Annotated in this window: 12 protein-coding genes and 1 pseudogene; 9 read left to right on the top strand and 4 right to left on the bottom strand. The window is 69.3% G+C overall.

Features of this window, described 5'->3' with window-relative positions:
• Positions 1-151 precede the first annotated feature (151 nt).
• The 3 genes from ACWIHY_RS28865 (at position 152) to ACWIHY_RS28855 (ending at position 1306) form a co-directional block, all read left to right on the top strand.
• Entirely contained in the window at positions 152-454 is a 303-nt protein-coding gene (locus tag ACWIHY_RS28865) for an ATP-binding protein (protein WP_454378736.1), read from the top strand.
• A gap of 37 nt (positions 455-491) precedes the next feature.
• On the top strand, positions 492-620 hold the full coding sequence (locus ACWIHY_RS28860) for a hypothetical protein (RefSeq protein WP_454378734.1): 129 nt from the start codon (positions 492-494) through the stop codon (positions 618-620).
• Between the two features lie 476 nt (positions 621-1096).
• On the top strand, positions 1097-1306 hold the full coding sequence (locus ACWIHY_RS28855) for a hypothetical protein (RefSeq protein WP_069925154.1): 210 nt from the start codon (positions 1097-1099) through the stop codon (positions 1304-1306).
• 792 nt (positions 1307-2098) lie between these two features.
• On the opposite strand, the gene ACWIHY_RS28850 is transcribed toward ACWIHY_RS28855, so the two are convergent.
• Complete coding sequence (locus ACWIHY_RS28850) at positions 2099-2248, bottom strand: hypothetical protein (protein ID WP_229843852.1); 150 nt, start codon at positions 2246-2248, stop codon at positions 2099-2101.
• 420 nt (positions 2249-2668) lie between these two features.
• On the opposite strand from ACWIHY_RS28850, the gene ACWIHY_RS28845 reads away from it, so the two are divergent.
• On the top strand, positions 2669-3034 hold the full coding sequence (locus tag ACWIHY_RS28845; RefSeq protein ID WP_454378744.1) for an STAS domain-containing protein: 366 nt from the start codon (positions 2669-2671) through the stop codon (positions 3032-3034).
• 53 nt (positions 3035-3087) lie between these two features.
• Here ACWIHY_RS28845 and ACWIHY_RS28840 read toward each other — a convergent pair whose 3' ends face one another.
• Positions 3088-3309 carry a hypothetical protein gene (locus ACWIHY_RS28840; protein ID WP_454378731.1) on the bottom strand — a complete coding sequence of 74 codons (222 nt, stop codon included), beginning with the start codon at positions 3307-3309 and terminating at the stop codon, positions 3088-3090.
• A 407-nt stretch (positions 3310-3716) separates the two neighbouring features.
• Here ACWIHY_RS28840 and ACWIHY_RS28835 point away from each other — a divergent pair, with 407 nt between their 5' ends.
• The gene (locus tag ACWIHY_RS28835) at positions 3717-4238 is read left to right on the top strand and encodes a hypothetical protein (protein WP_454378729.1); all 522 of its coding nucleotides are present in this window, start codon (positions 3717-3719) and stop codon (positions 4236-4238) included.
• A gap of 36 nt (positions 4239-4274) precedes the next feature.
• Here ACWIHY_RS28835 and ACWIHY_RS28830 read toward each other — a convergent pair whose 3' ends face one another.
• Together ACWIHY_RS28830 and ACWIHY_RS28825 are read right to left on the bottom strand one after the other, a co-directional pair.
• Positions 4275-5528 (bottom strand): IS701 family transposase, encoded by a 1254-nt coding sequence (locus ACWIHY_RS28830; RefSeq protein ID WP_454378728.1) that lies wholly within the window; start codon positions 5526-5528, stop codon positions 4275-4277.
• A gap of 53 nt (positions 5529-5581) precedes the next feature.
• Positions 5582-5882, bottom strand: a pseudogene (locus ACWIHY_RS28825) (NF041680 family putative transposase); the annotation flags it as partial.
• 893 nt (positions 5883-6775) lie between these two features.
• Here ACWIHY_RS28825 and ACWIHY_RS28820 point away from each other — a divergent pair.
• From ACWIHY_RS28820 to ACWIHY_RS28805, 4 genes are all read left to right on the top strand, one after another.
• On the top strand, positions 6776-8857 hold the full coding sequence (locus tag ACWIHY_RS28820; RefSeq protein WP_454378726.1) for a HelD family protein: 2082 nt from the start codon (positions 6776-6778) through the stop codon (positions 8855-8857).
• Between the two features lie 652 nt (positions 8858-9509).
• A complete protein-coding gene (locus ACWIHY_RS28815) occupies positions 9510-9647 on the top strand; it encodes a hypothetical protein (RefSeq protein WP_454378724.1) in 138 nt (45 codons plus the stop codon).
• A gap of 534 nt (positions 9648-10181) precedes the next feature.
• Positions 10182-11939: an aminotransferase class I/II-fold pyridoxal phosphate-dependent enzyme gene (locus tag ACWIHY_RS28810; protein WP_454378723.1), complete on the top strand. Its 1758-nt coding sequence runs from the start codon at positions 10182-10184 to the stop codon at positions 11937-11939.
• The gene (locus tag ACWIHY_RS28805) at positions 11936-12739 is read left to right on the top strand and encodes a phosphatidate cytidylyltransferase (RefSeq protein WP_454378721.1); all 804 of its coding nucleotides are present in this window, start codon (positions 11936-11938) and stop codon (positions 12737-12739) included. Before ACWIHY_RS28810 ends, ACWIHY_RS28805 begins: the two co-directional genes overlap by 4 nt.
• The last annotated feature ends 118 nt before the right edge of the window (positions 12740-12857 follow it).

Here is a 12857-nt window from a genome sequence, read left to right as displayed (position 1 = left end):
CGCGGCTGCCTCGCGCAGTGCTTCGACGGGATCGGCGTTCTCGGTGATCGACGAAATATCAACTCCAGTCATGAGTCAACCTTAGTTGACCTCCCTTTCAATCGTCAACCTAAGTTGACCGCACCGGTGAGTAGGGGCGAACTTGCGACAGGTGGCCAGTTCGTCGCCCCAGGTGATCGCTGGCCCGTCGGGGACTGGAAAGTCGCACTTCACGGGGGTCTGGCACAGGCCGCGATCGAGAAGGACCTGCGAGTGGCCTGGTTCACTGGAGACCCTGAGCGCGGCGATCGGCAAGTCGAAGGTCGACGGGTCCACAGCCCGGACCGTTGCGCGGATCTGCTGGGCGGACCTCATCGTCGTCGACGACATCGGCCTGCTGCCCGTCGGCGAGGACGCCGCCGAGGCGTTCTACCGGATCACCGCGCCGCTTACGAACGCCGCTCGATCGCAGTGACCAGCAACATCCACCCCCCTCAGGCTTCGACACGATCATGCCCAAGACCCTCGCCGGAGCCAGTACCGACCGCCTGATGCACCACGCCCACCTCGTCACCACCACCGGCGACTCCCACCGACTCGCCGAGGCCCTCGCCGACAAGGGAGTGGTCCCCCTGCACTGACCCCCACCCCCAGGAACACCACTGGCCACAGGCGTGGCTTTCCGCTGGCCACCAGGCTGGATACCCAACGACCACCCACCTGGGCATCTCAATGACCGTTGACACCTGGATCGCCACCCCATCCCAGAGCCAAGTAGCCCGGATGTCCACAAGACGCGCCTTCTGCAGAACACCCAGCGGTTCCGGTGCTCGGCGAAATACTCCCCCGGTCGCACACGCGGCCCGTCACACCTCCCGGAGCGGGTGTCGGTGGGCCTGGACGGCGCGTCAAAGGGCGCTCCTGAGCCGCGTCGCTGCGCGAGGACCCCTGCGGGGCCACCCATGACCCATCACCCCGGCCCACGCCCGCGTAAACGTCCGGCACCCCGAATCCCCCCGCCGGCCTACGCCGATTCGCCCCAACGGACGCCATGCCTTCTCATGGAAGCAGCATGCGGACAAGGCCCCACACGCCGCCGGCGCAGAAAGGCACACCGATGCACGAGATGCGCGCGGAGTCGACCATCGGCACGGGCGAACTGATCTGGCATGTCATCCGCAAGGACCTGACCACCAGCTCCCTGTGCGGGCGCTTCCTGGACCCTGCCTCCCCAGCCGCACCGCTCACTGAGAACGAAGCTACCGAACGGTACTGCTCCTCCTGCATGACGGCCTTCGTCGCAGCAGTACAAGACCAGCGGCACTGACCGGCAGACGTGCGGCCGGCCCCCGCTCCTCGCCCACCGGAGACGTGCGGACGGCCTTCGTATCCCCGCCCCCAGCGGATCGCCAAGACGCCACGACGACCAGCGCCCACCCTCGTCCGGATGTGGGGGGGGGCCGGCTGTACCGGCCGGTACAGCGTGGTGCAGGGACGGGGGGAGGGATGGCCCCGCACCACGCTGGTCTGCCGGTGCCCCCGAGGGCGCCTGCCCGACAGCATGCCCCACCCCGCGAAGGGCCCCCCGACCGAAACGGCAGTGCCCACCACGCTTCACCCGGCCGGGCCCGTGACGCAGGGTTCACCACCGCAGTTGAGCCGGGCGACGCGCGCAACCCTTGGGATTCCATCGCTCGCGTTCCCGGGGCCCCGATAACCGCGCCTGGCTCGGGCCCCCCACCCCAGCCCCATCGGTCCCAGGCGACGGCCGCCGTGTACAGACCGGCGAGCTCCGGTGCTTCAGCGGCGCGGCGATCGCCGACCGCGCGGGCGACCGGCAGGTCGCGTCCGTCAGCTATGGAGTGCAGAGCGCGCCAACTTAGGACAGAGGCGCGGGAACTACTTGGCGCGTACAAGGCACCACGCGGACACTGGCGTTGCCCGAGCTTCTACGGCATCGTGGGGCGCCAGGAGAGGCCGACTCCGCTCACCCAAACCCAGGGCTAGATACTGGTCACCGTGGGTGCTGTCTGTTCTCGTTCTCGTGGACAAAGCCATAGGGTTCTTCAACGCACGATCTCCGTGCCCGCTCCCAGGGCGCATAGGCCCGGCGGTGTGGTCAAGGCGCCAGGGGCTTGTCGTCGGTGTGGCCGCACACCCAGGCCAGGGCGTCGTGGACACCGTGGATGTAATCGCGGGGCACGGTGCGCTGGGTAGAGTCTTGAATCTGCACGGTGGCGGCGTCCGCCTCCGCGATCAGTACCTCCATTGCTGGTGCACCGTCCGTTCCTTGCGCGGTGATGGGCGCGGGCTCCCCACGCCCCAGCGCCCAGAGGTACCCAGCCAGAGCACCCCGGGCATACTGCGTCTGCCGATCCGGCCCGGCAGCCCCAGCCTCCAAACACTCGAAGGCTCGTTCGACCTCGGTCACATCACGGACTCCGGTCTTCGCCTGCGTCGTACTGAGCGGATGCCTCGTCATACAGATACAACTAACCCCGCTCACTCAGACCATGTCACGGCGCACCCGGCGCTCACCCGGCAAGCGGTAGCCGCCCCGGCGCACCAAACCCCATGCGAATACAACCCGTAGGTACGGGCAGCGCATACGACGGCTCGCTCACGGGGAAGGCGAAACGCGTCACGCAGAACCTTTGACAGTCACCTGCGTCCTGGACACGCTGTGGACATGGAAGAGGACCTAGGCACCCAATCCGTGTACTCTGCGCCGGCCCAGCGGTTCGGGGTGTGCAGCACCACCACCGGCGGCTCGACCACGGTGTTCGTCGCCGGGGAGATCGACTTCCAGACCTCGCCACAGCTCGGCACCATGTTCGCCGCCGTGCTCTCCCACCACGGACCTCGCACCAAGATCGACCTCAGCCAAGTGTCCTTCTGTGACTGTGCAGGATTGAACGTCCTCCTCCAAGCCCGCGCCCAGGCCACAGACGCCGGGACTCGCTTCAGCCTGACAGGACCCGTCCCACCCGCCGTCGACCGACTGTTCCATGCAACTGGCACCTCCGCCGTACTACCAGTCACACCAGCGGCCTGAAACGGCCAACCGGCTCGGACATCGCCGCCGCTGACTACCAGGGCGCTGTGGGCTCATCCCCCGGGGCGGGTGAGCCCCCGGACGAGCGGCGCCACGCCCAGCGGGCCGTCCACGATCCAGAGCTGATGCGCTGCCAGGATCGTGCGCAGCGCCTGGTGCATGGCAGCATGCTGGGCATCGCGCAGATCCTTGGGCAGATGGACGGCGGCCGCCGCATCCTGCTGCCACAGCACCCGCAGCGCACGGCCGTTACCCAAAGCCGGGGCCAGGCCCACGCCGTTCTCCTCACCGTCCGCTGTCGCTTCAGTGTTGTGCGGCTGCAGGCCCGCCAGCAGTGCAACCTCGGCGGCATCTGATCCGCAGCCGCCATTACAAGACCGTGACCGACGAGGACGGCAACCACGTCACCGAGGCTGAAACCCGAAGTGCTCTTGCATCTCACTCTCGTGGTAACCAACCTTGCCTATGCGCCGTGGCAGGCCGACTGTCTCGGTTTGCAGGATGGGGGGACGACGCTCGTGGTGAATGGTCGGGTACGGCTCAGTGGCGGTACTGCCTGGCAGACGGACTTCAGACGCCGGACTACAGGCCGCCAGGTGCGTACGGCCATGGAGGTCGCCACGACCGCCGCGCGCTGAACGGCGCCCTCACCAAGTTGCAGAGGGCGATCGACACCCACGCAGTGGCGAAAGCGGCCGACCTGTACGAACTCGCCTGGCATCAGGCGTCGCAGGCACCTCCGAGCGAGACCAGGGAACAGCGCCCGCAGCTGAAGTCGTTCAAGGACATCCTGGGTTCGCGTCGCTGGCGGAACGAGGAACGGCGCCAGGCCGCCGAAAGCCCAGCACCCAAGGCCGCACCGAATCCTGAGCGGCGTGTGCTGCCCAAGCCCCGGCCGGTAGCAGATCCGGCACCGACGCGCAGCGTGGTCTGGTCCTCGAACCCCAGCTCCGAGCCGCCCAAGCACCGGCAGGCACAGACCGCGCCTGCCGTGGCTGGGTCGCGTCCGTCATCCCGTGCGGCGGCGCCGGCACTGCTGGAGCCCGGACGGCTGTGGGAGATCGCTACCGAACTGCGGCCCGCGCTCGAACAGACCGCCCGCGCGGGCGCCACCATCAGCTGGCCCGCGATCCGCAAGCGCCTTAGTACTCCAGCGGGATTTCGTGTCCTGGGCTGGTTCTTCTTCGGTAGTGGCTGCGTTTAGCGGTGGCTTGGTGGCGTCTGCGCCAGTGGGACCACATCAGCGCCTGGGCCCGGGGTTCGCGGGGTGGTCCTGGGGTCGGGAGGAGAGTTGCCAGGAGCCTTCGGATCTCTGCCACGGTGAGGGGGATGAGGCTGGTGGATTCGTTTCTGCAGCCCCCTTTTGTGTGGTGTCTGGCCGGGCTGCGAGGGCGGTGAGGAAGGCGTGGGCGAGCATGGCGAGGGTGATGTGCCGGTACCAGCCCGGGTAGCGGCGGACTTCGTACTCGTCCAGGCCGCACTCGTTCTTCGCGGCCTGGAAGCATTCCTCGACGGCCCACCGGGCTCCTGCTATCCGCACGAGTTCGGGGACCTCGACCGCGGTCGGGGCATAGCCGATGTAGTAGGCGATCTCAGCCGGGTCGGAGAGGCTGCGGCGGGCCAGGACCCACCGGTAGTGGGTGGGCGGCTTGGGATCGAAGACCAGGTTCACCGGCAGCTGTGCGGCTGCCCAGTCATAGACACGTGGACCTTTTGCGCCCGGCCCGCAGGACAGCCGTTGCCAGGCGTCGGGCGGGGCATCGTCGATGAGTTCGTCGATGCGCCAGACGCCGGCGAGGGACTTGAGCTGCTGGGACTTGGGAACGGCGACCACATAGCCCAGACCGTGTTGTTCAAGGCGCCGGCGGAAGGCCCAGTCCTGGCCGTAGGCCTCGTCCGCAGTGACCCAGGCGACGGGGGTGCCGGCCGCCATGGTTCGGGCGATGATTGCCTTGGCCAGGTCGCCTTTGGTTGCGAATCCGCGTTCCTCGGGGATCTTCGCCGCCCGGCAGCGTTCGGGATCCTTCGTCCACGACTTGGGCAGGTAGAGCTCACGGTCGACCAATGCCCGCCCGCGGGACGTGGCATAGGCGGCGAAGACTCCGATCTGGCAGTTGTCGATCTTTCCTGAAGTTCCGGTGTACTGCCTGCCAACACCGGCCGAAGTGCTGCCCTTCTTGATGAACCCCGTGTCATCGATGATCAGCACACCGCCCGGTCCGAGGGTTTCGACGACGTAGTCGCGCACCTTGTCCCGCAGACTTTCGGCGTCCCATCGGGCTCCGTTCAACAGGTGCTGGAAACCTTCAGGGGTGCGGTGACCTGCGTATTCAGCGAGCTGCCAGCCGTTCTTCCGTGTCACCGGCCCCAGCAGTCCACGTACGTAATCCCGCATCCGCCACCGCAAGTCCACCCGGCTGAACAGGCCCGCGACCCGGCCCAGCAACGACTCCAACTCGGCTGTCCAAACGTCTACTTCAACGGTCCCCACCATGACCAGCACAACGACCAATCCCAGCCCAGGACACGAAATCCCGCTGGAGTACTAAGCCAGAACGGCTTGTTCGCCCCTCCACTGGGGCAGCTTCTCAACCGTCAGGCGGATCACGGTGCCCTCAATGATTGGCAACGGACCCTGGTAGTCGATCCACGCGGCCCGCCGGGTAAGCCGAGGGTGGAGCCGGTCCCACGCCTGCGCGGTCGCCGTCCCGTACCAGGTGGTGCTGGACTGGGTATCCGCGGTGACCTCGCCCCACGTGGCCGGATGGCCGAGGACGAACTCGCCGCCGCGCTGGGGCGGCCGACCGCCTTGCGGCGGGGTTCTGCGGGAGGGTCGGACCGGTTCCTGGTCGCGTTGCTGGCAGTAGGCGGCGCCCTGCTGACCTCGGAGTACGGGGGCGGCTTTTCGACCTTCCATGGGGCGTCGTATCTCACGGACGTTTCACGAGGCCGTCAGCTTTCTGCCCTACGCTACGACAGCTCGCCGCCTGCGAAGTTGTGAATACATACCGTCTACAGACTGAGACATTCAGCCATCGGTGACGTGCTGGACATGGCACTCTGAGGTGTGACTCTCAAAGCGGTTGCCCCGACCGCTAGCTCACCGCCATCACGTTGACCTCAGCATGTGCGCGCATCCGCGCCAGGTGCGGCACCACGACTTCGCGGGGTAGCTGTCGTTCTCGGCCGGGTGGGGCACCCGCGAGACCCTGCACGTCACTCTTGTGCGGCCCGAGCTGGTTGTGGAGGTCGGGGTCGACGTCGCCCGGGACAGCGCCGGGCGCTGGCGGCTCCCCGCCCGCTGGCACCGGCCCCGCCCCGACCTCTCCCCCGCCGACCTCCCCCGGTTCACGCCACCCGGGCCGACGGGCTGACCACGTACACCGGACCAGCCCGCGACCGCGCATGGGCCACCCGGCCGTCGTACGGCCTCCGTGACGTCACCGCCGCCATGGCGCGGCACGGGCACTGCGGCTCCGAAGTCCCGGACAGCGTCGTTGAACCCCGCCAGATTGTTCCGGCCCAGCTGGCATTCTCATCCCCGTCCAGCCCTGGGCTGAGAGCGAGCAAAGGCGGGCATCGGGAGCGCAATTGGCGATATACGGAACGGCGGAATGCATGCTACGCCATACGGTCAGCCGTCATGGATCAGCCGTAGGGCCATGGCTTACCAAGTAAGTCAAGACTTACCTTTAGGGAACGTTGACCTTATGGTGTGGCTCGAATCGAAGGAGTCCCCTGTTGTCGAAACTGAATGATCCCGCTGTACGTGCGGTTGAATCGGAGCGGGAATCTGTCTCCGCCTTATATGAGTTGCTCACCGAGCGGCTTTCCGAGGCGCGAGTACACCGAGCGAGTGTGCTGAAGGCCCCGGCGGAAAGCGCCGGTGAGGCATACGAGAGAGAAATCGCCGCCGAGCGTCTGGCCAAGGAAATCGGCCGGCTCGAGGGCGCCGAAAAGGGGCTGGTCTTCGGGCGCATCGACTGGACGGATGGCACGGCCCTGCGCATCGGGCGAATCGGACTGCATACGGAGGAGCACGACCTGCCTCTGCTCGTGGACTGGCGCGCGAACGCGGCGCGGCCCTTCTACGAGGCGACACCGGTCCACCCGATGGACCTGCGGCGGCGCCGGCACCTGCGCCTCGAGGAGCGCACGGTCATCTCGGTGAGCGACGAACTGCTGGACGGGACCGCCCCGACCGACGAGGACGTCGTGGGGGACGGCCCGTTGACCGAGGCTCTGTCGGCACGGCGTACGGGCAGGATGCACGCGGCCGTCGCGACGCTGCAGGCCGAGCAGGACGTGATTGTCCGCTCCGCCCACCGCGGGGTGACCGTGGTGCAGGGCGGGCCCGGCACCGGCAAGACGGTGGTCGCCCTGCACCGGGCGGCCTATGTCCTGTACGCGTTCCCGCGCGCCGCAGAGGAGGGCGTCCTGGTGGTAGGCCCGAACGCCCGGTTCCTCAACTACATCTCCCAGGTCCTTCCCTCGCTCGGAGAGAACGACGTCGTTCTGGCGACCTGCCGGGAACTGGCCGGAGTGTCCACGGACACGGTGGACCCGTTCGATGCGGCGCGTCTCAAGGGCAGCTCCGACCTCGCCGACGCCTTGGCCGACCTGCTGCGCGTCCACCAGGCCCCCGCCGGTGACTTCACCGTGCGGGTCGGACAGGAACTGGTTCACCTCTCCGGCGAGGAAGTCGCCACGGCACGAGACACCGCCGTGGCAGCCGCACCGGGGCACAACCCCGCGCGCCAGGTGTTCAAAGAACTCTTGGTCGACGCCGTCACCGACGCGATGCAACGAGACATGGGCGACCTCCTGGAGCAGATCGACGCCGATGCCGAGAGGATGACGGGCATCAACCTCGACCGGTTCACGGGAGCCGCCCAGCGCCGTGCCGAAGGTGCGGCCGACTCGGGTCCGGTCCACGAGCTCGACCTGGACGCCATCCGAGCCGATCTCCTCGACGACGCCGGCGTCGACCGGGCGGTCGAGGTGCTGTGGCCGCGGCTGGTACCCGGTGACCTCGTGAAGGCGCTCCTGAAAAACGCCGGCGCTCTCGCCGAGCGCCTGCCCGGCCTGACCGCGCAGGAGCGGTGCCTTCTGCTGCGCGGTCCGGACGACCAGTGGACCGATGCCGATGTGCCGTTGCTGGACGAGGCGGCGAGTCTGGTCGACGGACCCCCCGAGCGAACGTACGGGCACGTCGTCGTCGACGAGGCGCAGGAACTGACCGCCATGCAGTGGCGGATGATCGTCCGCCGCTGCCCGGCAAGGGCGATGACGCTGGTGGGTGACTTCGCCCAGGCAGGCCCCGTCGCGACAGCACGCGACTGGAAGGAAGCACTGAGCCCCCACGTCGGACCGCGGTTCAAACTGCACAACCTGACCGTCAGCTACCGCACCACGCAGGAGATCCTGGGAAACGTCCGGGACCTGCTCACGCGGATCGCTCCGGACCAGAAGCCCACACGGTCACTGCGAAGCGGTGAGAGCCCTCGCACCGTGACCACACCTCCGGACGGGTTGGTCACCGCCGTCGTTCAGGAACTCCGCGCCCAGAGCACCGCGCACCCGGGCGAGCTTCTGGGCGTGATCTGCGCGGACACCAGGGTGAGCGAGCTGACGGCCCAAGGCATCGCTCACCACGCACGCATCGTGCCGGCGTCCGAAACACGCGGCCTGGAATTCGACGAGGTCGTCGTCATGAACCCCGAGGAAATCATCACGGCCCGCCCCGGTGGGGAAAGGGACTTGTACGTAGCCCTGACCCGGGCCACCAAACGCCTCTGCACGATCACCGTCCAGCCCGCCTGACGACTTGGCGCCCGCGTCGCCGCCGCGCGGAGGAGGACGCGGACGGCACGACGTGGGACGTCGGCCGGCTTCGGGTCGAGCCGTTGACCAGCCCACAGGGATACGGGCTCTACACCCGGTACGAACGGGGCCGTGCTGGAGAAGGCCGCCGCCGATGGGCAGTTCCCCTCGCTCAGCACTCCTGACGCCGGAGTCGTCCGCCCGCTCATGCCGAAGAACGACAACTTGGCGATGCCCACTCGGACGCCGTCGAGCCCGAGGACGCGTTCCGCCCAACGTCCCTCGATCGGCGTCTTGCCCTCCAGCTCCGTGCCAAGTTCCACGAAGAACGAAAGATCAGTGTCACGTCGTCGACAACGATGAGGACGTCGCCCATCCGCTGGATCGTCATGCTGGCCCTGGCAGCGCGGCGCAGAGCACGGTCACGCCTGGCACGACGGGTGGGTGGACATGGAGGGCGCCATTCAAGGCAGGCCGCACGTACTGGTGGGCCGCGACGGGGGCATGGTCCTCTTCGCACGCGGCGCCGACAACGCCCTGCACCACCGCTGGCAGACCGGCACCGGCGGACCCTGGTCCGCATGGACACCCCTCGGCGGGACAACTGACCGACGATCCCTCCCTCGTTCTCAACCCGAACGGCGCCCTGTCGATGTTCGGCCGCGATCCGGGCGGCCGGGTGACCCACACCTGGCAGCGCGGCGCGGAACACGGCCACGCCTGGCACGACCAGTGGGTCAACATGAAGGGCAGCCTCGCCCCCGAAATGCCGGACGCCGTCACCGCATAACCCGCCATGGCCGGAAGACGCGGCGCGGGCACCCGCGAGCACCTACCCCGGACCGGGCACCTGCTCCGAACGCCCGCGCCGCGCCGCGCCGCCACCGCCGCGGCGCGGTTCCGCACTTCTACGGCGCCTCGGGCAGCATGCATCGCCACCGTCGGCATCTCCACCACCAGCGGGGTTTCTCCGACGGACACCGGCAGGAGGCCAAATCCCGGCCGGCGTCTTCGACCGTAACCTGCCGCGCCGGAGACCCGGTCACCGATGGAGGCCGTTCGCGACCGCCCGCCCGCTGTGGCGGGACGGCACCGCCGGTACGGAGCAGAACGTCCCCTGGCAGGGGGAACCTGAGACAGCCGGGAGCTCGATGCAATGATCGCGACGGTCGGGGCCACAGGTCACGGGACCGCAGCAGCCTGGACATCGGCGACCGGAACCGCCTGAGTACGCATACTCAAACCGCCTGAGCTGTCTGCCCCTGCTCCCCGGAACCGGTCGCGGCCACACTGGACCGCCTTGTCCCCGTACGAAGAGGTTCCGATGAGCCGTCTGCTCAGCCTGCGTTCCGCCACCACCGGTGACCTGTCCTGGATTCATGCACTGCGCCACCGCGTCTACGCGGAGGAGCTGGGCCAGCAACTGCCCAATGCCGAGGGGCGGCTGGTCGACGGGTTGGACGGCGACAACGTCTACCTGGTCGCGGCGCGGTGTGCGGACCGTGTCGGGTTCGTGAGCGTGACGCCTCCGTGGGCGGGCCGGTACGGGCTGGACAAGTACCTGACCCGGGCCGAGCTTCCGCTCCTCGACGAGAGCGACGTCTTCGAGGTGCGGCTGCTCACCGTCGAGCCCGACGAGCGGACCGGCGCGGCAGGCGCGCTGTTGATGTACGCGGCGCTGCGCTGGATCGCGTCCCGGGGCGGGCGACGGGTGGTGGCGATGGGCCGCGCCGACCTGGTCGGCATGTACCGGGCGGCGGGTCTGCGTCCCGTCGGCCGTACCGTCCGCAGCGGGCTGGTCGACTTCGAGGTGCTCACCGGGGAGGTGGCGGAGCTGTCGCGGGGTTCGGCGGGGCGGCATGCGGCGACCCTGACCCGGTTGGCGGCCGGCGTGGACTGGCGGCTGGACGCGCCGTTCGCGCCCCGGCCGGACGGCTGTGAGCACGGTGGGGCCTCGTTCACCGCGATCGGCGCGGACTTCCGCACGCTCGAACGGCGTCACGAACTGGTCGGGGCCGACGTCCTCGACGCCTGGTTCCCGCCGGCTCCCGGAGCGCGGGCGGTGCTCACCGAGGACGCCGGGTGGGTCTCCCGCACATCACCACCGACCGGTGCGGAGGGCTTGCTCGCGGAGCTCGCCGCGGTCCGCGGCCTGCCCCCGGAGACGCTCGCGGTCGGCGCCGGCTCCTCCGACCTGATCTTCCGTGCCTTCGGCCGGTGGCTGACGTCGGCGAGCCGGGTCCTGCTGATGGACCCTGGGTACGGCGAGTACGCCCATGTTGCGGAGCGAGTGATCGGCTGCTGCGTGGACCGGTTTCGGCTGCGGCGCGAGGAGGGTTGGCGCATCGATCCGGCCAGGTTGTCGGCGGTCGTCGCGGACGGGTCGTACGACCTCGTGGTTGTGGTCAACCCGAACAACCCGACCGGCCGCCATGCACCGGCCGCCGAGTTGCGCGCGGTGATCACCGCCGCCCCGGCCCGGACCCGCTGGTGGATCGACGAGGCATACCTCGGCTACGTCGATCCCGCCGAGTCTCTCGCCCCGTTCGCCGCGCGGGACCCGCGAGTGGTGGTCTGCACCTCGATGTCCAAGACGTACGCCCTCTCCGGCGTGCGGGCTGCATACCTGGTGGCCGAGCCGGGTACGGCGGCGGAGCTGCGCCGGTGGACCCCGCCGTGGGCGGTCGGGCTGCCGGCCCAGCTCGCGGCGGTGGCGGCCCTGCGCGACCCGGCGTACTACACCAACGTGCTGCGGCGCACGCACGAGCTGCGCCGCCGGCTCGCCGCTGACCTGGCCGCGGTGGACGCGTCGGTCACGGTCGGGGAGTCGGTGGCCAACTTCCTGACACTCACGCTGCCGCCGGGCGGGCCGAGCGCCGCGTCTTTGGTCGCGGAGTGCCGACGCCACGACGTGTACCTGCGGGACCTGTCGCCGCTGTCGGCGTCGTACGAGGGCCGGACCGTGCGCGTCGCGGTCCGCGACACCGGCGAGAACGCGCGCATCGTGACCGCCTACCGCGCCGCTCTCGGTGAACTGCGCCCGAACTCCTGCGTGTTGCCGGCCGTCGGGGCGGCACAGTGACCTCGGTGGCCGCGCTGGCACCGTGGTTGGGCGGCGCGCTGCTGGTGAGCGGTGTGGCGGTGGGGGCCTCGCAGCGGCGGGAGTTGATTGTCCGGTGGTGTGCATGGGCGGTGGGCGTGCCGGTGGTGATCGCCGCGTTCTGGTGGGGACGCCCCGGGATCGCCCTGCTCGCCGTAGTCGTCGCGGTGGTCGCGGTGCTGGAGTTCGGCGCGCTGACCCGGCTGCCTCGCACCGACCGGGCGGTGCTCGCCGCGGCCGTGACAGGATTGATCGTCGCCGCCGCGTTGGCGCCGGAGCACATCTGGCGGGTGGGCGCCGTCGGGGCCCTCGCACTGGTCGCCTTGCCGCTGGCGGCCAGTGACGCCGAGGACGGCCTGCGACGGCTCGGCACCGGTCTGCTCGGCTTGGTGTGGCTGGGCGCGCTGGCCACGTTGCCGCCGCTGGGCGCGCTTGGCCTGGCACTCTTCGCCGCGGTGTCGATCGCCGACGTGGTGGCGTACTTCGCCGGCCCGCGGCTGGGCGGGCCCCGATTGTCGCCGCTGTCCCCGGCCAAGCGATGGAGCGGGACGCTGTGCGGCGCGGCAGCGGGCCTTGCCGTACTCGCGCTGCTCTCGGCGTGGAGCTGGCCGGCCGTGGCCGCGGTGGCCGTGGGCGGGCCGGCGGGCGATTTGGTGGAGTCCCTCGTCAAACGCGGCGCCGGGGCCAAGGACTCGGGCCAGTGGCTGGCGGGAGCCGGAGGGCTGCTGGACCGGATCGACTCACTCGTGGGGGCGTTGGCTGTGATCGTCGTTCTGGGGTGAGCGGGCTCGCAGTCCAGGGGGATGAGATGGCGACGCAATGTCGAGCTTCCTACCTGGTAGGCCGTTAACGCTCCGATGTCTACAACTGTCCAGCCCCAGTCGTCAGCCAAGCCGCTGT

The sequence above is a fragment of the Streptomyces sp. NPDC055287 genome (assembly GCF_053646035.1).
The sequence above is the reverse complement of the archived record's forward strand: the minus strand, read 5'-3'. Positions and strand labels throughout refer to the sequence as shown.